At 69.9% G+C, this 23791-nt stretch carries 20 protein-coding genes; 8 read left to right on the forward strand and 12 right to left on the reverse strand.

What is annotated here, in order from left to right; translation table 11 throughout:
- Window positions 1-9 precede the first annotated feature (9 nt).
- Genes AC4FS2_RS13615 through AC4FS2_RS13625 form a run of 3 tightly spaced genes read right to left on the reverse strand, consistent with a single transcriptional unit; the run spans window position 10 to window position 3207 of the window.
- Window positions 10-1332 (reverse strand): type 2 periplasmic-binding domain-containing protein, encoded by a 1323-nt coding sequence (locus AC4FS2_RS13615; RefSeq protein WP_491156133.1) that lies wholly within the window; start codon window positions 1330-1332, stop codon window positions 10-12.
- 43 nt (window positions 1333-1375) lie between these two features.
- Complete coding sequence (locus AC4FS2_RS13620; protein ID WP_484507961.1) at window positions 1376-2275, reverse strand: carbohydrate ABC transporter permease; 900 nt, start codon at window positions 2273-2275, stop codon at window positions 1376-1378.
- Window positions 2272-3207 carry a carbohydrate ABC transporter permease gene (locus AC4FS2_RS13625; RefSeq protein ID WP_491156130.1) on the reverse strand — a complete coding sequence of 312 codons (936 nt, stop codon included), beginning with the start codon at window positions 3205-3207 and terminating at the stop codon, window positions 2272-2274. The genes AC4FS2_RS13620 and AC4FS2_RS13625 overlap by 4 nt, the downstream gene beginning before the upstream one ends.
- A gap of 396 nt (window positions 3208-3603) precedes the next feature.
- Between AC4FS2_RS13625 and AC4FS2_RS13630 the strand changes: the two genes are divergently transcribed.
- Together AC4FS2_RS13630 and AC4FS2_RS13635 are read left to right on the forward strand one after the other, a co-directional pair.
- Window positions 3604-4659 carry an LLM class flavin-dependent oxidoreductase gene (locus AC4FS2_RS13630; RefSeq protein ID WP_491156128.1) on the forward strand — a complete coding sequence of 352 codons (1056 nt, stop codon included), beginning with the start codon at window positions 3604-3606 and terminating at the stop codon, window positions 4657-4659.
- Between the two features lie 230 nt (window positions 4660-4889).
- Window positions 4890-6263, forward strand: a complete 1374-nt coding sequence (locus AC4FS2_RS13635; protein ID WP_491156127.1) for an MFS transporter — start codon at window positions 4890-4892, stop codon at window positions 6261-6263.
- A gap of 16 nt (window positions 6264-6279) precedes the next feature.
- On the opposite strand, the gene AC4FS2_RS13640 is transcribed toward AC4FS2_RS13635, so the two are convergent.
- Genes AC4FS2_RS13640 through pheA form a run of 3 tightly spaced genes read right to left on the reverse strand, consistent with a single transcriptional unit; the run spans window position 6280 to window position 8556 of the window.
- A complete protein-coding gene (locus tag AC4FS2_RS13640) occupies window positions 6280-6732 on the reverse strand; it encodes a MarR family winged helix-turn-helix transcriptional regulator (RefSeq protein WP_491156125.1) in 453 nt (150 codons plus the stop codon).
- Window positions 6733-6763: 31 nt separating this feature from the next.
- Window positions 6764-7594: a PhzF family phenazine biosynthesis protein gene (locus tag AC4FS2_RS13645; protein WP_491156123.1), complete on the reverse strand. Its 831-nt coding sequence runs from the start codon at window positions 7592-7594 to the stop codon at window positions 6764-6766.
- Window positions 7594-8556: a prephenate dehydratase gene (gene pheA, locus AC4FS2_RS13650; protein WP_491156121.1), complete on the reverse strand. Its 963-nt coding sequence runs from the start codon at window positions 8554-8556 to the stop codon at window positions 7594-7596. Before pheA ends, AC4FS2_RS13645 begins: the two co-directional genes overlap by 1 nt.
- A gap of 224 nt (window positions 8557-8780) precedes the next feature.
- Here pheA and pgm point away from each other — a divergent pair, with 224 nt between their 5' ends.
- Window positions 8781-10427: a phosphoglucomutase (alpha-D-glucose-1,6-bisphosphate-dependent) gene (gene pgm / locus AC4FS2_RS13655; protein WP_491156119.1), complete on the forward strand. Its 1647-nt coding sequence runs from the start codon at window positions 8781-8783 to the stop codon at window positions 10425-10427.
- A 136-nt stretch (window positions 10428-10563) separates the two neighbouring features.
- On the opposite strand, the gene AC4FS2_RS13660 is transcribed toward pgm, so the two are convergent.
- Both AC4FS2_RS13660 and AC4FS2_RS13665 read right to left on the reverse strand, forming a co-directional pair.
- Complete coding sequence (locus AC4FS2_RS13660; protein ID WP_491156117.1) at window positions 10564-11676, reverse strand: glycerate kinase; 1113 nt, start codon at window positions 11674-11676, stop codon at window positions 10564-10566.
- Between the two features lie 29 nt (window positions 11677-11705).
- Window positions 11706-12692 (reverse strand): LacI family DNA-binding transcriptional regulator, encoded by a 987-nt coding sequence (locus AC4FS2_RS13665; protein WP_491156773.1) that lies wholly within the window; start codon window positions 12690-12692, stop codon window positions 11706-11708.
- Window positions 12693-12833: 141 nt separating this feature from the next.
- Here AC4FS2_RS13665 and AC4FS2_RS13670 point away from each other — a divergent pair, with 141 nt between their 5' ends.
- Together AC4FS2_RS13670 and AC4FS2_RS13675 are read left to right on the forward strand one after the other, a co-directional pair.
- Window positions 12834-14318, forward strand: coding sequence for an ABC transporter substrate-binding protein (locus AC4FS2_RS13670; RefSeq protein ID WP_491156115.1), 1485 nt, complete (start codon window positions 12834-12836; stop codon window positions 14316-14318).
- A gap of 55 nt (window positions 14319-14373) precedes the next feature.
- Window positions 14374-16116 carry a glycoside hydrolase family 35 protein gene (locus tag AC4FS2_RS13675; protein WP_491156114.1) on the forward strand — a complete coding sequence of 581 codons (1743 nt, stop codon included), beginning with the start codon at window positions 14374-14376 and terminating at the stop codon, window positions 16114-16116.
- An 18-nt stretch (window positions 16117-16134) separates the two neighbouring features.
- Here AC4FS2_RS13675 and AC4FS2_RS13680 read toward each other — a convergent pair whose 3' ends face one another.
- Entirely contained in the window at window positions 16135-17106 is a 972-nt protein-coding gene (locus tag AC4FS2_RS13680) for a LacI family DNA-binding transcriptional regulator (protein ID WP_491156112.1), read from the reverse strand.
- 66 nt (window positions 17107-17172) lie between these two features.
- Between AC4FS2_RS13680 and galT the strand changes: the two genes are divergently transcribed.
- The 3 genes from galT (at window position 17173) to AC4FS2_RS13695 (ending at window position 20635) form a co-directional block, all read left to right on the forward strand.
- On the forward strand, window positions 17173-18348 hold the full coding sequence (galT, locus tag AC4FS2_RS13685) for a galactose-1-phosphate uridylyltransferase (protein ID WP_491156110.1): 1176 nt from the start codon (window positions 17173-17175) through the stop codon (window positions 18346-18348).
- A complete protein-coding gene (gene galK / locus AC4FS2_RS13690; RefSeq protein WP_491156109.1) occupies window positions 18345-19499 on the forward strand; it encodes a galactokinase in 1155 nt (384 codons plus the stop codon). The genes galT and galK overlap by 4 nt, the downstream gene beginning before the upstream one ends.
- Before the next feature lie 158 nt (window positions 19500-19657).
- A complete protein-coding gene (locus AC4FS2_RS13695; RefSeq protein WP_491156107.1) occupies window positions 19658-20635 on the forward strand; it encodes an aldo/keto reductase in 978 nt (325 codons plus the stop codon).
- Window positions 20636-20670: 35 nt separating this feature from the next.
- Here the strand turns inward: AC4FS2_RS13695 and AC4FS2_RS13700 are convergent, their stop codons facing one another.
- The 3 genes from AC4FS2_RS13700 to AC4FS2_RS13710 are packed head-to-tail and all read right to left on the reverse strand — an operon-like array spanning window position 20671 to window position 23791.
- On the reverse strand, window positions 20671-21768 hold the full coding sequence (locus AC4FS2_RS13700) for a zinc-binding dehydrogenase (protein ID WP_491156105.1): 1098 nt from the start codon (window positions 21766-21768) through the stop codon (window positions 20671-20673).
- A gap of 17 nt (window positions 21769-21785) precedes the next feature.
- Window positions 21786-22766 (reverse strand): DMT family transporter, encoded by a 981-nt coding sequence (locus tag AC4FS2_RS13705; protein WP_491156104.1) that lies wholly within the window; start codon window positions 22764-22766, stop codon window positions 21786-21788.
- Window positions 22763-23791, reverse strand: coding sequence for a ketopantoate reductase family protein (locus AC4FS2_RS13710; RefSeq protein WP_491156102.1), 1029 nt, complete (start codon window positions 23789-23791; stop codon window positions 22763-22765). The genes AC4FS2_RS13705 and AC4FS2_RS13710 overlap by 4 nt, the downstream gene beginning before the upstream one ends.

The following is a 23791-nucleotide window of genomic DNA, read 5'->3' on the forward strand; positions in this document are numbered from 1 at the left end:
GCGTGACCGTCACTCCGCGACCGGGATCGCCTGCGCTTTCAGGGCAGCGATCGTCGCCTTCTGGGCGGAGCTGAGCGCCTCGAGCAAGGTGCCCCGTCCCGTGACAGCCCTCTGGAATCCGTCCGACACATCGGCGTAGGTCTGCGTCATGGTCGGTCCCCACAGAAAGTCGGGGTTCACCTGCCCCGCGGCGGCGGCGAACACGTCGTAGATCTTCTGGCCGCCGTAGAACTCCACGCCCTCTTGCAGGGAGGGCAGGCTCAGCCCGGCCGTCGTCGCCGGGTAGATGTTCGCCGACTGGTTCAGCGCGGTGAGCGCCTCTTCCGACGTGTTCAGCCAGAGCGCGAATTTCGTGGCTTCGTAAAGGTGCTCGGTTCCCTTGAACACGGCGACGGAGGAACCGCCCCAGTTACCCGCGCTCTGGCCGCCGGCCTCCCACTGCGGCGACGGGGCGACCGACCACAGACCGGCTGTGTCGGGCGCGCCGCTCGCAATGGAGTTGGCGCCCCACACGGCCGCGGTCCAGCTCCACACCTGGCCGGAGTTATACGCGTTGTTCCACTCCTCGGTCCACGCGGGATACGTGGCCACGAGATCCTCATCGAGCAGCTCCTGCCAGTAATCCGCGACCTTGGTCGACTCCTCGCCGGTCAGATCGACCCGCCACTCATCCCCCTCGTCAGCGAACCAACTTCCGTTGGCCTGCCACACGAATCCCGCGAACTGGTTGATGTCCGCGGTGGAGAAGTTCGTGATGTAGCCACCGGCTTCGCGGATCTGAACGGCGGCTTCCTTGTACTCCGCCCACGTCGTGGGGACCCCGATGCCATGCTCCGCGAAGAGGTCGGAACGGTAGAAGAGCGCCATCGGCCCGGAGTCCTGCGGGACGCCGTACACCCCGTCGGCGGAACCGAGCGTGACCTGTCCCCATGTCCACGGGATGAAATCCGACTCCGCATCCACGACGTCTTCACACAGCGCAAGGTTCTCCAGGCCGTCCTGCACCCGGAAGCTCGACAGTGCGTCGTACTCGATCTGACCGAGGTCGGGAGTGTTTCCCGCCGCAATCTGACTGAAGAAGCTCTGGTATGTGCCGGAGTTGCCGTTCGGCCCGGTCTGGACGTCGACCTGGATCTCCGGGTTCTGTTCGTTCCAGATCTCGACGACGTCTTTCACGCCGGGGATCCACGACGTGAAGTCGAGCGTGACATTCCCCTCGGAGGGGGTGCAGGATGCGGCGGCCCCTCCCTCGGCTCCGCCCCCGCATCCGGCGAGTCCGATCGCGGCGAGCACTACGACTCCGGTGGCGACCGCCCTCTTCGTGTATTGCATGATCTTCCTCACTGGATGGCGCGGGTGACCGCGGGAGCATGGGTCATTTCACGGAGCCGGTGCCCAGGCCGTTGCGCCAGAAGCGCTGGAGCAGGAGGAACGCGATGATGAGGGGCACGATCGACAGGAACGAACCGACGAGGACATAGGTGCGCAGCTCGGGGATCTGGTTGAGCTGCGTGTTCCAGGAGTAGAGGCCGAACGTCACGGGGAACAGTTCCTCGCTGCGGAGCATGACCAGCGGCAGGAAGAAGTTGTTCCAGATCGAGACGAACTGGAAGAGGAACACCGTCACCAGCGCGGGCATCATCAGGCGCGACGACACGGTGAAGAACGCGCGGACTTCCCCCGCGCCGTCGATCCGGGCAGCTTCGATGAGCTCATCGGGCACCGACGAGGCGGCGTAGATGCGACTGAGGTACACCCCGAACGGGCTCACGATGCTCGGCAGCAGCACCGCCCAGTAGGTGTTCGTCAGGTTGACCTGGCTGAACAGCAGGAACAGGGGCAGGGCGAGAGCCGTGGCGGGCACCAGGACACCGCCGAGGACGATGTTGAAGAAGGCTTCGCGGCCCCGGAAGCGGTACTTCGCCAGGCCGTAACCGCACATCCCCGCGATGATCGTCGCCAAGAGGGCCCCGAGGCCTGCGTAGCCGAGGCTGTTGACGAGCCAGCGCAGGTAGACGCCGTCGCCGTAGGAGACGAGGTCACGGACGTTCTCGAAGAAGTTCCAGTCCGCGAACCACAGCGCCGGAGTGGTGAGCAGATCGCTGCGGTCCTTGGTGGAGGCGATGAAGAGCCACCAGATCGGCACCAGAAAGTACAGGGTGAAGACGGCCATGACGATCAGCGCCGCCGAGCGGGAGAGGATGCTCTCCCGGGGGCCGCGCGTGGGGGTCGGTTCGTCCGCGGTGGCGCCGCGGGTCCGGGCGAGGAGGCTCATGGGTTCGCCTTCCGCTGGGTGCCCCTGAGGAACGCGAACGAGAGCGCGAACGTCGCCAGGGCGAGCACCACCGAGAACGCCGCGGCGAGGTTGGTGTTGGGAATCGCGCTCGTGGCGTAGATGGTCATGTTCGGCGTGAAGGTCGACGACACGGCGGCGGTGAAGGATCGGAACACCTGCGGCTCGGCCAGCAGCTGAAGGGTGCCGATGATCGAGAACACGGCGGTGAGGATGATCGCGGGGGCGACCATCGGGATCTTCATCGACCACGCGATGCGAATCTGTCCGGCACCGTCCAGGCGTGCCGCTTCGTAGATCTCCGTGGGGATCGACAGCAGCGCGGAGTAGATGATGAGCATGTTGTAGCCGACGAAGACCCATGTCACGACGTTGGCGATCGACCACAGCACCAGCTCGGGAGAGAGGAAATCGATCACGCCCGTCACGTCGGTGAAGGGCGACAGGTTGGGCGAATAGAGAAAGCCCCACATGATCGCCGCAATGACCCCGGGCACGGCATAGGGCGCGAAGAAGGCGAGCCGGAAGAACTTCTTCCCCTTCAGAACCGGAGAATCCAGCAGCAACGCGAACAGCAGCGCCAGCCCCAGCATCACGGGCACCTGGACGACGCCGAAGAGCAACACCCGGCCGATGGACTCCCAGAACGGCCCGTTCTGGAACACCTGAACGTACTGGGCGAGACCCCCGAACACCTGCTGGGGAGCGCCGAAAGTGCCCTCTCGGTGCACGACGAACAGGGACTGCCAGACCGCATAGCCGATCGGAATCAGGTAGAAGAGCAGAAAAAGGATGCCGAAAGGTCCCGTGAAGATGGCGATCGCGCCCTTATGGGGCGTCTTGCGCTGGGGCGGGGCGGGCGGTGGCTGGGAGCGCGTGCTGCTGCTCCTCGTGCGCTCCTGTGTGGCGGTCATCCGGCCGTCCCCTCTCTGGTGCTTCGCGCGAAGCACCGCGCATGTCCACGTTCTGTGGCCGTTTACAGACCCGAGCCCGAAGCCAGCCGCATGCCTGCGAACGGCTGCACAGTACGAACGGGTCTGGTGGGTTGTCAACACGGGTGCGCAGGGGTCTGCTCTGTGCTGGGGGCCCGCGATCACAGGGGGCGCGAGGGCGGCGGGCGGTCGTCGTGCACTCGCCTGGGACCGCAGGCGCTCCCACGAGAATCGAGGGGATCGCGCCGATCGAGGAGCGGATGCTGCATCCCTCTCCTCGATTTCCGGGATGTCCTCGAAAACCGCGGGGGTGCCGCGCCGGGGCGGGGTGCGCGGTGCAGGGAATAGGAAGGGGGCGGCGCCGGGTTGGCATGAGTAATGACTGCTCCCGCTCCCGCTCTCTCCGTCCTCGACCTCGTCCCCGTCCGCGACGGGCAGACCAGCGCCCAGGCGGTCGCCGCATCCCTCGACACCGCCGTGCACGCCGACCGCCTCGGCTATCGCCGCTACTGGTTCGCCGAGCACCACAACATGCCCGCCGTCGCCTCGACGACTCCTCCGGTGCTCATCGCGGCCGCTGCTGCCCGGACAGACCGCATCCGCGTCGGCTCGGGTGGCGTGATGCTCCCCAACCACTCGCCGCTCATCGTCGCCGAGCAGTTCGCCGCACTCGAGGCGATCGCGCCCGACCGGATCGACCTCGGCATCGGACGGGCACCGGGTTCGGACCCCGTGATCACGCAGCTCTTGCACCGCTCGGGGACCACCAGCGACGTCGATCGCTTCCCCGACCACATCGCCGACATCATCTCGCTGACCTCCCCCGAGGGTGCGACCGTTCGGTTCAGTTCCGGCGGCGAGTACACCGTGCACGCGACGCCCGCCTCCACGACCACGCCCGAGGTGTGGCTGCTGGGCTCGAGCGACTACTCCGCTCAGCTCGCCGCGCGCTTCGGCCTGCCCTACGTGTTCGCGAACCACTTCGCCGGAGAGGGTCTGGAGCGGGCGCTGGACCTGTACCGCACGCAGTTCCAGCCCAGTGCGCAGCATCCCGAGCCCCGGACCTTCCTGACGACCAACGTCGTCGCCGCCCCCACTGCCGAGGAAGCCGAAGACCGCGCCCTGCCCCAGCTGCGCATGATGGCACGCCTGCGCACCAACCGCCCGCTGGTCCCGCTCGAGACGGTGGAACAGGTGAAGGCCGATCCGTGGGACGGCATGTCGACGTCGATCATGGATGCCGCGCGCCAGAAGTGGTTCGTCGGAACTGGCGAGCAGGTCACCGCGGAGCTCACCGCATTCGCCGACCGCTACGGCGTGGATGAGGTCATGATCTCGCCGGTCGCCGGCGCGTATGACGGCGAGCCGATGGAGACGGCGCCCGGCCGCATCCAGACCCTCGAACTCCTGGCGACCCCCGCCCGCGTCGGCTGATCGCCCCGCCCGCGTCGGCTGACCTTCCCGCCCGCGTCGGCTGATCTTCTCTGCCGCGTCGGGCTGGCCGCGGTTTTCGAGGGGATCTCGGAAATCGAGGAGCCCCTCCCCGGTTTCGGCCCTCGATCTGCGAGATCTCCTCGATTTCTGCGCCGCCGCAGCGCGTAATCGGAGGAGCCGTCCCGCGCAACCCTGGGCAGCAGGGGCGGTGGTGGCGTAATCTTCACGGAGTGACCGAAGCGACGGCGCCCTCCAGCCCCACGCGTGCCCCGGTGAGCACCGGACGCGCGATCCTCAACACGATCAAAGGATCGGCGGGAAACCTCGTCGAGTGGTACGACGTCTACGTCTACACGGTGTTCGCGTCGTACTTCGAGGCGCAGTTCTTCGCCGAGGATGACCGGAACTCGACGTTCTACATCTACGCGATCTTCGCCGTCACCTTCATCATGCGCCCGATCGGGTCGTGGTTCTTCGGCCGGTTCGCCGACCGGCGGGGCCGGAAGGCCGCGCTCACGGTCAGCATCACCGTGATGTCCGCCTGCTCCTTCTTCGTCTCGGTGATGCCCACCCGCGAGGCCATCGGGGCCTGGGCGGCGATCATCCTCATCGGAGCCCGGCTCGTGCAGGGCTTCGCGACCGGCGGCGAGTACGGCACCTCCGCCACCTACATGTCCGAAGCGGCCACCGCCCGTCGCCGGGGCTTCTTCTCCTCATTCCAGTACGTGACCCTCATCGGCGGCCACGTGCTGGCGCAGCTCACCCTGCTCATCGTGCTCGCCGTGCTGCCGGTGGAGGCGGTCGAGGACTGGGGATGGCGCATCGGATTCTTCATCGGCGGCATCGCGGCACTCGTGGTCCTGTGGATGCGACGGACGATGGATGAGTCGCTCAGCGAGGAGCACCTTGCGGCCGTCCGCTCGGGCGAAGACCGCGGCGCCGGGTCGCTCAAGACGCTCCTGACGTCGTACTGGCGGCAGCTGGTGTGGGTGTTCCTCGTCACCGCCGGTGGCACGATCGCGTTCTACACCTACAGCGTCAACGCGCCCACGATCGTCAAGACGACATTCGGGGAAGACGCCGCGGTCGCCGCGACCTGGACGAACCTCCTCGGCCTGATCTTCCTCATGCTGCTGCAGCCCCTCGGCGGACTCCTCAGCGACCGGGTCGGCCGAAAGCCGCTGCTGGTGTTCTTCGGGATCGGAGGCGTGCTCTACACGTGGGTACTCATCACGTTCCTGCCGCAGACGCAATCGCCGCTCGTCGCCTTCGCCCTGACCGCCGTGGGCTACGTCATCCTCACCGGCTACACGTCGGTGAACGCGATCGTGAAGGCGGAGGTCTTCCCCGCGGAGGTCCGGGCGCTCGGTGTGGGTCTGGGATACGCCCTGGCGAACTCGGTGTTCGGCGGCACTGCTCCGGCCATCTACCAGGCCTTCCTGGCCGGTGAGAACGTGACGTGGTTCATCGTCTACGTCACCGCCGTGATCGCCGTGAGCCTGACGGTGTACATCTTCTTCATGCGCAACCGCGCCCAGACCGCGCTCGACCGTGAGCAAGGCAGCGCGTGGGCCCCGGAGTACACGGACGCCGCACGCCGCTGACCATCCGGCCGGGCGCCTAGAGCGTGTCTTCGATTTCGCGCAGCGGCTTCTCGACGTCGGTCAGCAGGGCGAGGAACTGCTGACGCTGGCCCTCGCTCAACGACCGCGCCGTCAGGGCCTCGAGCTCGGCCCACGCGGCCTCCACATCCTTCCGCAGCGGGGCGCTGGCGTCTGTGGCCTCGACGACGGTGACGCGCCGATCGGTGGGGGATGGACCGCGGCGAACCAGGCCGGCCTTCTCCAGCCGCCCAATGCTGCGCGTCATCGACGGTGCATCCGTATCGAGGGTGCGGACCAGGTCCGTCATGCGCTGCGGGCCGTGCTCCCACAGGGTCATGAGCACCAGCTCCTGCCCCGGCCGCAGCCCCGTGCGCCGCAGCAGCTTCGCCGCGAGCGACTTGTGCACGCGGGCGAGGCGGAAGATCGCGGAACTCAGGGAACCTGTGGACAGCCGCAGCGGCTCACGCATCCCCACAGCGTAGATCACTGCGATCGAGGCGTCAGAGCGGGGAGGCCGTACCGGACACGGTGATGCCGCCGGCGTCGGGGATGTCAGCGATCAGCAGGCTCGGCCGCCCCACGTGCCGGCCCTGCCGGATCACGATCCGCGCGGGCGTCTCCACCGCGCCCAGCGCCCGAAGGTAGCCCCCGAAGGATGCCGCGGCCGAGCCGGTCGCCGGATCCTCGGTGATGTCGCCCACCGGGAAGAGGTTGCGCGCCTCCCAGGCCGTGTCGGCCACGCGGAGCATCACCGTCACGGTGCCTGACCACCCCTCCGCATCCATCATCGCCCGCCCCGCGGACGGGTCGAACGTGAACGCGTCGAAGACGCCCGCGTCCCGCAGCACCAGGACCGGATTGCGGTTGCCCGCGTAGGCGATACGGGGCGGAAAGGACGGATCGAGGTCTTCCTCCCGCATCCCGAGGAGTTCGAGCAGGGAGGCGAGCACGGCCGGGTCGAACTCCTCGACGCGCGGCTCGACGCTCGTGAACGCCGCCCGGAGCACCCCGTCCGTTCCGGGCGAGGTCTCCAGCGGCACGTCACCGACGGGCGTGCGGAAAGTCAGCGGCCCGGCGCCGTCGCGCGCGGCGAGCGCCACGGCGGTGGCGATCGTCGCATGTCCGCAGAAGGGCACTTCCGCCAGAGGCGAGAAGAACCGGATGCTGCCGTCCTGGCTGAGGAAAGCGGTCTCGCTGAACCCGACCTCGGCCGCTATGCGCTGCATCTCGGACGGGCCGAAATCGTCCGCATCCAGCACCACACCCGCGGGGTTGCCGCCGCCCGGCCGATCGGGGTCGGTGAAGGCTGCGTAGCGCAGGACCTCCGGCATCAGACGCCGGGCTCCCCACTGACCAGGCCGCGCACCCAGTCCCGCGCCTCGACGAACACGTCGTCGGAGTAGCGCGGGGGATAGCGGACGATCGCTCGGTCGGCGCGCGCGTACGACCCGAGGTAGATAACCTTCGGGCTGAAGCGGCGGAGACCGAGGAGGGCGTCCGCCATCCGCTCGTCCTGAATGTGCCCGTCGGCGTCGATGACGAAGCGGTATCGCCCGAGGGCGTCGCCGATGGGCCTCGACGCGAGCAGGCTCAGGTTGATGCCGCGGGTGGCGAACTGCTCGAGCAGCTCGAGGAGGGCGCCCGGGTGGTCTTCGGGCAGCTCCACGATGAGGGACGTCTTGTCCGCGCCCGTCGGCGGAGCCGGTGCCACCGTGCGGCTGACCAGGACGAACCGCGTCACGGCGTTCGGGTTGTCGCCGATCCCCTCTGCCAGGACGGCGAGGTCGTGGTGCGCGATGATGCCGGGCGCGGCGATCGCCGCATCCGCATCGGAGCTGCCATCCAGCATCCCCAGCGCGCTGGCGATGTTGCTGGCCGCGGGGATGTGCGCGTGGGCGGGGAGGGTCGCGGTGAGCCACTGCAGGCACTGTGCGTAGGCCACGGGATGCGCCGCGACGAGCGACACGTCTTCCATGCGCGTTCCCGGCCGGCCGACGAGCACGAAGTTCACCGGCACGAGGTACTCCCCCACGATGCGAAGGCCCGGCATCGTCGCCAGCGCATCCTGCGCGGTGGAGACCCCGCCGTCGACGGAGTTCTCGATCGCGATCATCGCCGCATCCGACCGCCCCTCGACCACGTCGGCGAGCGCTTCTCCGACGTTGCGCACCGAGCGCCAGATCTGGTCGCGGGCTTCGGGCACCTGCGCGAGGGCTGCCTCGGTGAAGGTTCCCGCCGGACCCAGGTAGCTGTACGTACGACGGGCAGGCGGGTTCTCGTGCTCGGGCGTCACGGCGATCAGCCTAGACCCGCCCGCTATGCCGTCCCGCCCGCTCGCCGCGTCCGCTCGCCCCGCGCGCTCGCCGAGAAACGACGTTCCGGACGAGAAACGGCGCGACGCGTCCTGTCTCGCCCGGGATGTCGTTTCTCGCTCGGCGCGTGCGTGCCGCCTGACAGAAGCCGACGGATCGTGTCAAACCAGTGCCGCCAGAGGCGACCGCGCGGCAGACTGGTGCCATGAGCAGTCGCGCAGGACTTCCCGCCGAAGCATCCGATCTCATCGACATCGACGAGCTGATCGCGGCGTATTACGACCGCAAACCGGATGCGTCGATCCCCGAGCAACGCGTCGCCTTCGGCACGAGCGGCCACCGCGGCTCGTCGCTGTCGACGAGCTTCAACGAAGACCACATCCTCGCCACCACGCAGGCCATCATCGACTACCGAGCGGCGCAGGGCATCACCGGTCCCCTGTTCCTCGGCCGCGACACGCACGGACTGTCTCTCCCGGCGGAGCGCACCGCGATCGAGGTGCTCGTCGCCAACGACGTGGACGTGCGGGTGGATGCGCGCGACTCGTGGGTGCCGACGCCCGCCCTGAGCCACGCCATCCTCACCTACAACCGGGGCCGGGCGCTCGATGACCCCGGCCGCTCGGACGGCATCGTCGTCACCCCGAGCCACAACCCGCCCCGCGACGGGGGCTTCAAGTACAACCCCCCGCACGGCGGCCCCGCCGACACCGATGCCACCGGCTGGATCGCGGACCGCGCGAACGAGCTCATCGCCGCGGGGCTGGACGGGGTGCGGCGCACCCGGTACGCCGACCTCGACGCGGGAACCCTCGGCGAGTACGACTTCCGCGACGCCTACGTGCGCGATCTCGCGACCATCATCGACATCGACGCCATCAAGCGCGCCGGGGTGAGGATAGGCGCTGACCCCCTGGGCGGCGCATCCGTGGAGTACTGGTCGCTCATCGCCGAGGTGTACGAGCTCGACCTCACCGTCGTGAACCCCGACGTCGACCCGACGTGGCGGTTCATGACGCTGGACTGGGACGAGAAGATCCGGATGGACCCTTCGTCGCCCTCCGCGATGGCTTCGCTCGTCGCGCGCCGGGACGAGTACGACATCCTCACCGGCAACGACGCCGACGCCGACCGCCACGGCATCGTGACGCCCGACGCCGGGCTCATGAACCCGAACCACTATCTCGCCGTCGCGATCGACTACCTCTTCGCACACCGGCCGGGCTGGCCCGCGGATGCTGCGGTGGGGAAGACGCTCGTCTCGTCGATGATCATCGACAAGGTCGCCGCATCCCTCGGCCGGACGCTCCTCGAGGTGCCGGTCGGGTTCAAGTGGTTCGTGCCGGGGCTGCTCGATGGCTCGGTCGCCTTCGGCGGCGAAGAGTCCGCGGGCGCCTCGTTCCTGCGGACCGACGGCTCGGTGTGGACGACCGACAAGGACGGGATCCTCCTGTGCCTGCTGGCGGCGGAGATCCTCGCGGTGACGGGGAAGACCCCCTCGCAGCGTTATGCCGAGCTGGAGGCCGAATTCGGGGCATCCGCCTACCAGCGCGTCGATGCTCCGGCGACCCCCGCGCAGAAGGCTCAGCTGGCGAAGCTGTCGCCGGATGCGGTGACAGCGACCGAGCTCGCGGGCGAGCCGATCACGGCCAAGCTCTCGCACGCCCCCGGCAACGGCGCGGCGATCGGCGGGCTCAAGGTGCAGACCGCCGATGCGTGGTTCGCTGCCCGCCCCTCGGGCACGGAGGACGTGTACAAGCTCTACGCCGAGAGCCTCCGGGGTGAGGAGCACCTCCGCGAGGTGCAGGCCGAGGCCCGCGCGGTGGTCTCCGCCGCGCTCGGCGACGCCTAGCCCGCGCGCCACGCGAGGCGCGCCACGCGAGTGCACGACTTCCTATCGAACGAACGGCCTACCTGCGCCGAGAAGCCGTGCGATCGGCAGGAACCCGTGCACTCGGCGGATGAGGCGGCTCGGCGGCGGCGCCGGGTCAGGGCAGCAGGGTGCGGGCGAGGCGGCTCCCGGCCTCGCGGAGCCAGCGAAGCGGGTCGCCCATCGCGGCCGTGGATGATCCGGCCAGGTCGGTGAGCGAGACGGATGCGGCGAACACCGCGGTGTCGGCATCCGGCGCGATGCGTCCCGCGACGAGACCCACGTTTCGCGAGGGCACGAGGCCGGCGACATACGCGGGTACCTTGCCGGCGGCGGACTGCACGTCGTAGGAGCCTTCCCCGGTGACGACCGCGTCGGCGGATGCGGCGGCCGCGGGCAGCCCGATGAGCTCCGCCACCTCGCGGGCGCCGGGCACCAGGCGCGCGCCCCACGCGGCGAGTGCCCATCCGGTGCCCCCGGCGGCACCGGCACCCGGCAGTTCCGGGTCGATGGACGGGATGAGCGCGGCGAGCCGGGCGAGCCCCGCCTCGGCGCGCGCGATCCCGTCGGCGTCGAGGCCCTTCTGCGGGCCGAAGACCGCGGCGGCCCCGGAAGCGCCGAGGAGCGGATTGGTCACATCAGTGAGGACGACGACTCCGCCCGGCGGCAGCGGCCGGAGGCCTGAGGGGTCAGCGCTCGCGACGACTCCGAGCCCGGCGACCCCCGCGAGGATCTCCGAGCCCGCGGCATCCCGGAATCGCGCACCCAGCGCCGTGAGCAGCCCGACCCCACCGTCCGTCGAGGCGCTGGACCCGATCCCCAGCACGAGGCGCGAAACCCCCGTCGTGAGTGCGGCGGCCACGGCCTGACCGAAGCCGAGGGTTGATGCCGTCTCGGGGAGGCGCCGGTCACCGAGCAGCTCGATCCCCGAGGTCGAGGCGAGCTCGACGACGGCGGTGCCCAGAGGGGCGTCGCGCGTGGGCGGAAGGAGGAGCCAGGATGCGAGCACCGGCGATCCATCCGGGCCGGAAACGGTGACGGGGATGCGTTCGGCGCCAGGAACGGCCGTCGCGATCGCGTCGATCGTGCCCTCCCCGCCGTCGGCCATCGGCCGGAGCACGAGGTCGTCGTGCGGACGTGCGCTGCGCCAGCCCTCCCCCAGAACCTGCGCCGCAGTGGCTGCCGGCACCGTGCCCTTGAAGCTGTCCGGTGCGAGGACGACGCGCGTCATGGCCTCGATGCTATGCGGGATGCGGCGCCTCAGACCGCGCGGCGCCCGGAGCTCGCCCGCACCACGAGTTCCGTGGGGATCAGCGTGCGCTCATCTTCCGGGGGCTGTCCGTCCAGCTCGGCCAGGAGGGCTCGGATCGCCCCTGCTCCGACGCGGTCGAAGTGCTGGCGCACGGTGGTGAGCGGTGGCCAGTAGTTGGCCGCCTCGGGCATGTCGTCGAACCCGACGACGCTCACCTCCGCGGGTATCGCCCGACCGGCCTCGTGCAGCGCGCGCACGACTCCGAGCGCCATCTGGTCGTTGGCGGCGAACACGGCGGTCGCTTCCGCCACCCCAGCGAGGCGTCGCCCGATCCGGTGGCCGGAATCGGCCGTCCAATCCCCCACCTCCACCTCTGGCACGGAGGATCCGCGGGCTTCGAGAGTTTCCCGCCAGGCTTGTCGCCGCCGCTCGGCTGCGAACGACTCCAGGGGACCGGAGACATGCCACACCGTCGCGTGCCCGAGGTCGAGGAGATGCTCGGTAGCCAACCGCGCGCCCAGCGCCTGGTCGTTGTCGACGACGGGATACGCGTACGTGGCGCTGGAGTCGACCACCACGACCGGAAGCCCGGAGGGCAGCGCGAGTTCCGCCTCACCCAGGCGGTGGCGTTCGATGAGGATGACGACACCGTCCACGGCGTGCTCTCGCAGCCGCACGAACGCCCCGGAGACGTCGGACTGCGTCGCTGTGTCGACGGTGATCAGCGTGATCGAGTAGCCGGCTGCCGCCGCGACCGACGCCACTGCATCCAGCGTCCGGCTGTTGCCGTAGCTGGCGAGCGAGAACATGATGACACCGATGCTGCGGAAGCGCCCCGACCGCAGTGCCCTCGCGGCGCTGTTGGGCCGATACCCCAACCGTTCCATGGCTTCGAGCACGCGCGAGCGCGTCACCGGATCGACGTTGGCGCGATCGTTCGCCACTCGCGAGACCGTCTGCCCCGAGACGCCTGCCGCTTCTGCGACGTCGGCCATCGAGACTTCGCGACGCGGTCGCGCGCGCGCAGCAGAGTCGGGTGTGTCGGTATCCGTCACGCGCGCCCCCTGGGATGTTGACGTTGACATGTTAGCGTGACCGCGCGTATGTTGACGTAAACATCGGCCGCGCTCCGCTGCGTGGCCTGCTCAGGGAAGAGGCTTCGGTGCGATGACGACCACGGCGGCACCCCCCACGGTGACACGCGCGAGCACCGGCAGTTCACCCCGCCGCCGACGCCTGCGCGTCGACGATCGCGGCTGGTTGTTCGTCGCACCGTTCGCCGTCGTTTTCGCGCTGGTGTTCCTCGCTCCGCTCGCGTACTCGTTGTATCTCAGCGTCTTCCGCGAGCAGCTGATCGGCGGCAACGCCTTCGTCGGCTTCGACAACTACATCGCCGCCTTCACGGATGCGAAGTTCTGGGACGGCTTCAGGGCGGTGAGATCACGTACTGGTCGTGGACGCCGTCGGCGGAGGCACAGGTCGCGGCGTTCGAGAAGGCGTACCCGGAGGTCACCGTCAACCTCGTCAACGCGGGCACCAACACCGAGGAATACACGAAGCTGCAGAATGCCATCAAGGCGGGCTCCGGTGCCCCCGATGTCGTGCAGATCGAGTACTACGCCTTCCCGCAGTTCGCTCTGACGGACGCCCTGCTCGATCTGGCGCCGTATGGGTTCGACGAGCTGGAAGACGACTACACCGCATCGACGTGGGGGTCGGTGGACTTCGACGGCAAGATCTACGGCCTTCCCCAGGACTCGGGCCCCATGGCGCTCTTCTACAACCAGGCCGTCTTCGACCAGTTCGGCCTGACCGTGCCCGCCACGTGGGACGAGTACATCGCCACCGCGCAGCAGCTCACGGCGGCCGACCCGACGAAGCACATCACCTCCGACACCGGCGACGCGGGCTTCACCACCAGCATGATCTGGCAGGCCGGCGGTCACCCCTTCGAGGTGGACGGGACCGACGTGACGATCGACATCGCCGACGAGGGGTCGAAGAAGTGGGCCGACACGTGGAACCAGCTCGTCGAGAACGATCTGCTCTCCGACACCCCCGGCTGGACCGACGAGTGGTACCAGGGCCTCGGTGACGGCTCGATCGCCACACTCATCACCGGCGCATGGATGCCCGGTGTTCTCGAATCGTCGGTTCCGGATGCTGCGGGCGACTGGCGTGTCGCGCCGATCCCCACGTACGACGGCACCGCCGTCAGTGCCGAGAACGGCGGCGGCGGACAGGCGGTGACGAAGCAGAGCAAGAACCCGGCGTTGGCTGCGGCGTTCCTGAAGTGGCTCAACAACGACGACGAGAGCCTGGCCATCTTCGCCGAGAGCGGCGGGTTCCCCTCCACCGTCGGACAGCTGGAGTCGGAGGACTTCCTGAGCCTGGAGTCGGAGTACTTCGGGGGGCAGAAGATCAACGAGGTCCTCACCGCCGCCGCCGGCGACGTGCGCGAGGGATGGAGCTACCTGCCCTACCAGGTGTACGCCAACAGCATCTACGGCGACACCGTCGGGCAGGCCTACGCGAATCACAGCGACCTGAACGAAGGGCTCGCCGCCTGGCAGGAGCAGCTGATCCAGTACGGCAACGACCAGGGCTTCACTGTCGAGTGACGCCTCGTGCGGGGCGGGCCGCCGGCTCGCCCCGCACCCCGAACCGAAAGGCACCGTGACCACCTTCACTCTCGGCGACACCGACTTCCTGCTCGACGGCGCCCCGCACCGCATCCTCTCCGGAGCGCTGCACTACTTCCGCGTGCATCCGGACGCGTGGGAAGACCGCATCCACACCGCGCGACTGATGGGGCTCAACACCATCGAGACATACGTGGCGTGGAATGCCCATGAACCGGTGCACGGCGAGTGGGATGCGACGGGGTGGAACGACCTCGGACGGTTCCTCGACCTGATCGCAGCGGAGGGCATGCACGCGATCGTGCGGCCCGGTCCCTACATCTGCGCCGAATGGCACAACGGGGGACTTCCGGTCTGGCTCACCGGGATGCCGGGCATCGGTGTGCGGCGGTCCGATCCGCGGTATCTCGACGAGGTGACGACCTACCTGCGACGCGTTTACGACATCGTCGCGCCGCGGCAGATCGACCGTGGCGGCCCGGTCGTGCTGGTGCAGATCGAGAACGAATACGGCGCGTACGGCAGCGACAAAGAGTACCTTCGCACTCTGGTCGATCTGACCCGGGAGTGCAGCATCACCGTGCCGCTGACGACCGTCGACCAGCCCGAACCCGACATGCTGCGCGACGGCAGCCTGCCTGAGCTCTTGGCCACCGGGTCGTTCGGTTCTCGGGTGGACGAGCGGCTCGCCACTCTGCGCGCTCATCAGCAGACCGGGCCGCTCATGTGCTCGGAGTTCTGGGACGGCTGGTTCGACTGGTGGGGAGGCGTGCATCACACGACGGATGCTGCCGCCTCGGCCGCCGAGCTCGATGCGCTGCTGGCGGCGGGCGCCTCCGTGAGCGTGTACATGGTGCACGGGGGGACGAACTTCGCCACAACCAACGGCGCGAACGACAAGGGCCGGTATGCGCCCACGGTCACCTCCTACGACTACGACGCGCCCGTCGATGAGGCCGGCTACCCGACGGAGAAGTTCTTTGCGTTCCGTGAGGTTCTCGCGAAGTACGCACCGGTGCCCGACGAGGTCCCCCCGTCACGGCCCGCCGCACCCGTGCTCACCATGCCGCTGACCGCCACCGGCGAGTGGGCGTCCGCCGCATCCGCCGCCCTCACCGATGCCCCGGCGTCGTTCGAGAGCCTCGGGCAGCTCGGCCCCCTCGTTCGCTACGACGTGACGCTCGCCGACGGCGCGTTCGCCGGGGATGCCGGCACGCTCAGCATCGGTGAAGTACGGGACATGGCGTGGGTGGCGGTGGACGACGCACCTGCCGGCCGGCTGTCGCGCGCTCTCCATGAGCGTTCGATCAGGGTGCCACGGGGTCGGACACTCACCATCGTCGTGGAGGATCAGGGGCGGGTGAACTACGGTCCCCGGCTCGGCGAGGAGAAGGGGATCCACGGCCCGGTGACCCTTGACGCTGCGCCGGTGACGGGGTGGCGAGCCACGCCGGTCGATCTCGTCGCCGCCGTGCGGCAGGTCTTGCACGCGGCCCCCGGCGACGGATCGGGCCGGGCGGGATGGCGCGGCACATTCACGCTCGACACCCCCACCGACCTTTTCCTCGACGTGGCTGCGTGGGGCAAGGGCTACGCCTTCGTCAACGGCTTCTTCCTCGGCCGATACTGGCGCAACGGCCCGCAGCGCACGCTGTACGTCCCCGCTCCGGTCGCGCGCGCGGGCGTGAACGAGCTGGTCGTGCTCGAGCTCGAGGGCTTCTCCGAGCCGGTCGCGCGCTTCGTCGCGGAGCCCGAGCTGGGTCACCAACACGAATAGGGCCGCTTCGCGCCGGCGTCACCCCGGAGCTGAACTCGCCCGCACCACGAGTTCCGGGGGGATGCTGGTCGCGCCGGGCGCAGCGCCGTCCTCGATCATCGCCACCAGTGCGTCGACCGCGCGCTTCCCGAGGACGTCGAAGTCCTGCCGCACGGTGGTCAGCGGGGGGCGGTATTGCGCGGCATCCACGACGTCATCGAAACCCACCACGGCGATGTCTTCCGGGATGCGGCGTCCGGCGTCCGCGAACGCGCGGAGCGCACCGAGAGCCATCTGATCGTTCGCGACGAACACCGCGGTCGCGTCGGTGAAGTCGGCCCCCACCGCGTAGCCGGAAGCCGAGGTCCAGTCGCCCCGCACCACCGGCGGAGCGCCTTTCCCGGCCGCCACCAGCTCGGCACGCCACCCGCGCTCCCGCTCGGCGGCGGCGTAGGAATCCGCGGGACCGGCGAGATGGTGCACCGTGCCATGCCCTTGCCCGAGAAGGTGCCGGACGGCGATCCGGGCCCCGTCGGCGTGGTCGGTCTGGACGACGGCGAACCGGTCGTCCTGCGGCGAATCGACCACGACCACGCACAGCCCCGCGGCGGGGTCGGACTCCCGCAGCAGTGTCGTGGCCTCGTTGAGGACGATCGCCCCGTCCGCGCCCTGGTCGCGAAGGAGGGCGAATGCGTCGGACACCGTCCGTGCGGCGGCGAGCGTCACAACGGTCAAGGCGTAGTCGCGCTGAGCGGCGACCTCGGCGATCGCCTCCAGCATCCGAGAGTTTCCGACCGACGCGAGGGAGGAGACGACGAGGCCGATCGTGCGGGTGCGGCCCGTGCGCAGAGCCCGCGCGGCGCGATGCATCCGGTACCCGAGCGTCGCCATGGCCGACTCGACGCGGGCGCGCGTGGACGGGTCCACGCGCGGGCTGCCGTTCACGACCCGCGATACGGTCTGCGCTGAGACGCCCGCGTGGGCGGCGACATCGGCCATGGAAACCGGCATCCGCACCCCCTCGGTGCTCTCACGAGACGTGTTGACGATAACATGCCCGGCGGCTAGCGTCATAACGTGAACACATCTGCCCTGGCGGAGACGACGCTCGGCGCCGGAGTCGTCAAGCGTCCCACACGGCTCGCCGACGGCCGCGAGCTCATCTACTACGACGATCCCGGTACGGGCCTCGGGCCGGATCGCTCGATCGACGCGCGTGTACTCGACCCGCGCCCGGGCACGGCGACCATGCGGCAGGACGTGCTCACCGGCGACTGGATCTCGATCGCCGCCGCGCGCCAGAACCGCGCGTTCCTCCCCCCTGCGCACCTCGACCCGCTCGCGCCGCAGACGCCGACCAATCCGTCGGAGATCCCCGACCGGTACGACGTCGCGGTCTTCGAGAACCGCTCGCCGTCCTTCGGGCCCGCGCTCGCCCGGGCGACCGGCGACGCACCCGAAGGCGACGACCCACCCCGAGGGCTCGACGACCTGACATCCCTCGGTCTCGGACGCTCGCGCACGTCGGTCGGGCGGTGCGAGGTCGTGTGCTTCAGTCCCGAGCACTCCGGCTCGTTCGGCACGCTCACCCGCACCCGCGCCCGTACCGTGATCGAGGCGTGGGCCGACCGCACCGCCGCACTCTCGGCGCTTCCGGGCGTGGAGCAGGTCTTCCCGTTCGAGAACCGCGGTGAGGCGATCGGCGTCACGCTGGCGCATCCGCACGGCCAGATCTACGCCTACCCCTACGTCACGCCGCGGACGCAGCGGATGCTGGATGCTGCGGCGCGCACGTCGAGCGACCTGTTCGCGCGCATCCTGGATTTCGAGTCGGACTCCGACCGTGTCGTGATGTCGGGCGAGCACTGGACGGCATTCGTGCCGTTCGCCGCGCGCTGGCCGATCGAGGTGCACCTGGTCCCGCACCGGCACGTGCCCGACTTTGCCGCCACCGACGAGGCTGAGCGCGAGGAACTCGCACCCCTCTATCTGCGGCTGCTGCGTGCGATCGATGCGCTGTACGGCTCCCCCACGCCCTACATCGCGGCGTGGCACCAGGCGCCCGTGCGCGCCGGCCGCGATGCCGTCCGCCTCCATTTGCAGCTCACCTCGCCCCGCCGGGCCGCGGACAAGCTGAAGTATCTCGCCGGGTCGGAGTCGGCCATGGGTGCGTGGATCGCCGACATCCCGCCCGAGACCCAGGCCGCGCGGCTGCGCGAGGCCCTCGCGACCGTCCCCGAGGAGCTCGCATGACCGCCGCATCCGACCTGCTCGCCTCGATCACCGATCGCGCCTCGGCCGGGGAATGGTCGGCGCCGGGCCGGGTCAATCTCATCGGCGAGCACACCGACTACAACGAGGGGTTCGTGCTGCCGTTCGCGATCGAGCACCGCACCTCGGCCGCCGTGGCCCTGCGTGAGGACGACCTGGTGCGCGTCTCCACGACCTTCACCGAGGGCGTCGCCGAGGTTCCCCTCGCCGACCTGGACGACGCCATCGCCGGCGGCGATCTGGACTGGGCTGCCTATCCGCTCGGCGTCGCGTGGGCGCTGCGCGCTGCGGCCCCGTCCGCAAAGCCCCGTGGCGTCGACATGGCGATCGCCTCCGACGTCCCGGTGGGCGCCGGCCTCTCGTCATCCGCTGCCATCGAGAGCGCGGTCGCCTGCGCCCTCGACGACGTATGGGCGGGGGGCCTCAGCCGCGTCGCCCTCGCGAGCGTGGGGCGCACCGCCGAGAACGACGCGGTCGGGGCGCCCACGGGCATCATGGACCAGATGGCGTCGATGCTCGGCGAGGCCGATGCGGCGACCTTCCTGGACTGTCGCACGCTCGAGACCCGCTCGGTCGACCTGGCGTTCGCCCGCGAGGGGCTGGAGATCCTCGTGATCGACACGCTCGTCACCCACGCGCATTCCTCCGGCGGATACCGCGAGCGCCGCGAGTCGTGCGAGGCCGGGGCACGTGCGATGGGCGTTCCGGCGTTGCGCGACGTGACGGTGGCCGACCTGCCGCGCGCGCAGGAACTCATGGACGATGTGACCTTCCGGCGGGTCCGGCACATCGTGACCGAGAACCAGCGGGTACTCGACACGGTCGCCACGCTGGATGCTGAGGGCCCGCGGGCGATCGGCGACCTGCTGACCGCATCCCACGTCTCCATGCGCGACGACTTCGAGATCTCCGTTCCCGAACTCGACCTCGCGGTGGAGACAGCTCTGGTTGCCGGCGCCCTGGGTGCCCGGATGACCGGCGGCGGCTTCGGCGGCGCCGCGATCGCCCTGCTCGATTCCGATCGCGTCGATGCCGCCGCATCCGCCGTCGCCGACGCCTTCGCGGCCGCGGGCTTCCGCGCCCCCCGCACGTTCACCGTGCGCCCCTCCCCCGGCGCCCGCCGCGACGCCTGACCCCGCCCGCCCGCCCGCCCCCGCCCGCGAGAAACGACGATCCGGACGAGACGGGACGCGCTGCGCCGTTTCTCGTCCGGATCGTCGTTTCTCGGGGAGAGCGCGGGGAGTGCGCGGGCGGGTCGACTGCGGATTGTCGGACAGGCATACTGGACGGCATGGACTACGTACGGCTGGGACGCAGCGGCCTCGAAGTGTCACCCCTCGCGGTCGGCTCGATGAGCTTCGGAGAGCCGGAGCGCGGAACGCACCCGTGGACGCTCCCCGAGGAACGCAGCCGCGAACTCATCGCGCATGCCCTCGAGCTCGGCCTGACGTTCTTCGACACCGCGAACGTGTACTCCGACGGCTCGGGCGAGGAGATCCTCGGTCGGGCGCTCCGCGACATGGCGAACCGCGACGAGATCGTGCTGGCGACGAAGGTGCACGGCGTCATGGGCTCCGGCCCCAACCGTCGCGGACTGTCGCGGAAGGCCATCGTGCAGGAGGTCGATGCGAGCCTCCGGCGGCTCGGCACCGACCGCGTCGACCTGCTCCAGATCCACCGTTTCGATCCGGACGTGCCGCTGGAGGAGACGCTGGTCGCCCTCGACGACGTGGTGCGGGCCGGCAAGGCGCTGTACCTCGGCGCTTCCTCGATGCGCACGTGGCAGTTCGTGGAGGCGCGTGAGCGGCAGCGCGAGCTCGGCCTCGCGCCCTTCATCTCGATGCAGAACCAGTACAGTCTCATCTACCGCGAGGATGAGCGCGACCTGCTCCCCTACTGCGCGCACGCCGGCGTCGGGGTCGTGCCGTGGAGCCCGCTCGCCCGGGGCAAGCTCACCCGGCCGTGGGGGGCCGAGACCCGCCGCACGGAGACCGACCTCGTCGCCCAAGCCAACTATCGGCAGGCGGTCGACTCCGACCACGCAATCGTCGACGAGGTGCAGGCCATCGCGGCCGAACGCGACGTGCCGATGGCGCACGTGGCGCTCGCGTGGCTGCGGCAGCAGCCCGCGGTCACGGCACCGATCGTGGGCGCCACCGACGAGCGTCACCTGCGGGATGCGGTCGCCGCCCTTGACCTCGTGCTGGATGACAGCGAGATCGCGCGGCTCACCGCGCCCTACCGGCCGCGGCTTCCCGAGCAGTACTGAGGCGCCGCTGCCGAGCGGGGCAACCCGCCGCGCCCCTACGGGGTGACGATCGGTGTGAGTTCGCGACGGTCGCGGGATGCGGCGAGCGTATCGGCCATCGCGGACAGGGGCCGGATGCCGCCGATCAGCGCCTGCGGGTCGACGCGGCCGTCGGCCATCCACGGCAGGAACTGCGCCATGTCACGCGTCATGTCCAGCCGACCGCTCTGCGAGCTGCGCACATCACGGCCCCGGAGCGCCAGGTCGAACAGCGGGAAATCGACCGACGTGTGACGGGTCACGTACGAGGTCAGCGTCACGATCCCTCCCAGCCGGGAGAGGGCGAAGGCGTCCCGCACCGATGCGGTCGTGCCGCCCGCGTCCAGTCCGTGGTCGGCTCCGCGCCCACCGGTGGCTGCGCGCACCCGCTCGGCGACGTCATCCGTCGCGGGATCGAGGGTGAGGGTCGCACCCAGGCGTGCCGCCAGTTCCCGCCGCTCCGCGAGAGGCTCGACGGCGATGATCTCGCCGGCGCCCACCGCGCGCGCGGCCTGCACCATCCACAGCCCGACCTGCCCGCATCCGATCACGACCACCGACTCGCCCGGCGCCACCCGCGCCACGTTGACCACGGCGCCCATGCCCGACACGACGCCGCATCCGAACATCGCCAGCCACTCATCCGGCAGGTCGCTGTCGGTGGGGAAGACCTGGATGTCGCGGATCACCGTGCACTCCGCGTAGGTCGCCGCGGCACCGGGGCCTCGTACCGTCCGGCCGTCCTCGAGCGTTCCGATCGCGGGAGCGGGCGCGAACAGCTCGGCGCACTGGTCGATACGCCCGCGGGTGCACCAGAAGCACCGCCCGCATTCCGGGGTGGCCGTGATCAGCACGCGGGTTCCGGGCCGGTGGCGCGCTTCTGCGCCGGCGTGCGTGATCGTCCCGACCGCCGCATGCCCGAGCACGGCGGGGTACAGCCCGCCCTCGGCGAGCCCCGCATCCCCTCGTAGGGAGATCCAGTCGCTGTAGCAGAAGGCGCTGGCGGCCAGCTCGACGACCACATCGGCGGTCCCGGGGTCGCGCAGTTGCACGGTCTCGACCGAGAACTCCGAAACACCCTCATACGCGACGGCGGCGACGGTGGGTATCGGCATGTCGAGCTCCTCGGGGATCAGGGAAGCGGGTCGGGGGTGGCCGCGCCCATCCGCGACGTACCGACCTGCGGGGCGCGCCGCGAGAGCGATCCGAGACCCGCCAGACCCACCGCGGCCACGGCCAGCGCGGCAGCGATCACCGACGCGGGGGTGAGGCCGACAGCATCCACCGGTGCCAGGAAGTCCACCGCGATGGACCCGAGAGCCTGCCCGGCCGCGATGCACAGCATCAGGCTGAGCACCCCGATGGCGCGGACGGCGAGCGCGGAGGCGACGCCGATCACAGCGCCGAGTGCCCCGCCCAGGGGCGCCCACCACGGGATGGCGCCGAAGTCGAGCGGTTCGACCGCCATCGACACCAGCAGAGCGGTGCCGATGAACAGCGCCGAGACACCGAAGTTGATGACGGACATGACGGAGAACTCCCCCGTCACCTCGATGATCCACGCGTTGGCTGCCTGCTGGATGGCGATGATCGCCCCGGCGACGACGACGATCACGATGACGAAGAGGTTGCCGATCTCGAACCGCCCGAAGGCGCCCACCGCGACAGCCACGACGGCCACCCCGATTCCGCCCAGGCGGAACGGGCTCAGCGCCCGTTTGCCACCCGGACCGAGGCTCCACGAGTCGGCCGCGATGGAACCGGCGAGCTGGCCGAGCGTCACGGCGACGCCCACCGCGACGACCCCTACGTCCGGGGTGACGGCGATGATCGCGAGGACGGCGGCGAACCCCATCACGCCCCCGAGGAACCACCACCACCGGACCTCGCTCCGTCGCCGCCGCAGCGAGCGGGCCGCCCGGGGGAACGCGCCCAGGGCGAGCGCCACGATGAGAGCGAGCGCGAGCGCGCTGCCGTGGTTGATCGCGGTCGCCAGGACCGGCGATCCCACGATCACGCTGGTGTGCCCGTTGATGGAGGTCTGCACCGACACCGCCGCGCCGGCGGCCAGCGCCGCGGCAGTGGCCACGAGCGCACCGCGACGGGTCGTCACCGTGCTGCGCCGAGCATCTCCGCGAGCAGGCTCGGATCAGGCTGGAGGCCTTCCCGCTCGATGCGGTGGGCGAGGCGCACGACGGCGTCGTTCACGGGGGTCGCGATCCCCAGCCGCCGTCCCTCTGCGGCGACGTGGCCGTTCAAGTCATCGACCTCGGAGTGCCGGCCCTTCGTCCAGTCCTGCAGCACGGTCGTCGTCGCGCCGGGCACGACGAAGCCCGCGAAGAGCTTGTCGGTCATGATGTCCACGACCGTGGCGGGGTCGGCGACCTCCTCGGGGGTCAATCCGAAGATCGGAAGGACGGGGTGACCCAGCGCCCTGCCCACCTCGAGGGCTTCGTTCCCGGCGGCGACCATGACCTCCCGGTACCCCGGAGTGTTCAGGGCATCCAGCATCGGCAGGCCGAGGACCGCGGACGTCACCAGGAGCGTCGAGTTGCTGACCAGCTTCATCCACTTGGCCGCTTCGATGTTCTCCATCATCGCCACGGTGCCCGCGTGCCGCAGCAGGTCGGCGATCTCCCCCGCACGATCAGCCGGACCGCCGGGCAGGGCACCGACGGCGAACCAGGAGCGCGAAACCGGGGTGTGGCGATGCACGACCCCCGGTTCGCTCATGGTCGCAGAGCACTCGATGACCGCGCCCATGGTGCGAGCGCTCCCGACCGCCTCTTCCACCGTGCGCGCGGTCATCCCGTTCTGCACACCCACCATCAGGCCGTCATCAGCCAGGTAGGGGGCGACCAGTCGAGCGGCCCACGGCGAGTCGTACGCCTTCATCAGCATCAGCACGATGTCGAACGGCTGCGTCAGCTCGGCCACTTCGCACAGGTTGATCACATGCGGCCGGACATGGAGGTCACCGTCGGGCGAGAGCACGTGCACGCCGTCGGCGCGCATCGCCTCGACGTGTACCGGCCACTGCTCGATGAGGGTGACATCGTGCCCGGCGGCGATGAGGTCGGCCCCGACAGAGGCTCCATTCGCCCCGGCTCCGAGCACGGCGATTCGTGGACGGCTCAT

This window comes from Microbacterium sp. Z10_103, from assembly GCF_058310455.1.

Excerpts from the sequence above, each read along its gene's own strand:
- pgm (WP_491156119.1), top strand. The coding sequence starts at position 8,781 with ATGAGCAGTCGCGCAGGACTTCCCGCCGAAGCATCCGATCTCATCGAC.
- AC4FS2_RS13615 (WP_491156133.1), bottom strand. The coding sequence starts at position 1,332 with ATGCAATACACGAAGAGGGCGGTCGCCACCGGAGTCGTAGTGCTCGCC.
- AC4FS2_RS13645 (WP_491156123.1), bottom strand. The coding sequence starts at position 7,594 with ATGCCGGAGGTCCTGCGCTACGCAGCCTTCACCGACCCCGATCGGCCG.
- AC4FS2_RS13665 (WP_491156773.1), bottom strand. The coding sequence starts at position 12,692 with ATGGCCGACGTCGCAGAAGCGGCAGGCGTCTCGGGGCAGACGGTCTCG.
- AC4FS2_RS13680 (WP_491156112.1), bottom strand. The coding sequence starts at position 17,106 with ATGCCGGTTTCCATGGCCGATGTCGCCGCCCACGCGGGCGTCTCAGCG.
- AC4FS2_RS13710 (WP_491156102.1), bottom strand. The coding sequence starts at position 23,791 with ATGAGCCGTCCACGAATCGCCGTGCTCGGAGCCGGGGCGAATGGAGCC.
- AC4FS2_RS13620 (WP_484507961.1), bottom strand. The coding sequence starts at position 2,275 with ATGAGCCTCCTCGCCCGGACCCGCGGCGCCACCGCGGACGAACCGACC.
- AC4FS2_RS13625 (WP_491156130.1), bottom strand. The coding sequence starts at position 3,207 with ATGACCGCCACACAGGAGCGCACGAGGAGCAGCAGCACGCGCTCCCAG.
- AC4FS2_RS13700 (WP_491156105.1), bottom strand. The coding sequence starts at position 21,768 with ATGCCGATACCCACCGTCGCCGCCGTCGCGTATGAGGGTGTTTCGGAG.
- AC4FS2_RS13630 (WP_491156128.1), top strand. The coding sequence starts at position 3,604 with ATGACTGCTCCCGCTCCCGCTCTCTCCGTCCTCGACCTCGTCCCCGTC.
- AC4FS2_RS13695 (WP_491156107.1), top strand. The coding sequence starts at position 19,658 with ATGGACTACGTACGGCTGGGACGCAGCGGCCTCGAAGTGTCACCCCTC.
- AC4FS2_RS13640 (WP_491156125.1), bottom strand. The coding sequence starts at position 6,732 with ATGCGTGAGCCGCTGCGGCTGTCCACAGGTTCCCTGAGTTCCGCGATC.
- AC4FS2_RS13660 (WP_491156117.1), bottom strand. The coding sequence starts at position 11,676 with ATGACGCGCGTCGTCCTCGCACCGGACAGCTTCAAGGGCACGGTGCCG.
- galK (WP_491156109.1), top strand. The coding sequence starts at position 18,345 with ATGACCGCCGCATCCGACCTGCTCGCCTCGATCACCGATCGCGCCTCG.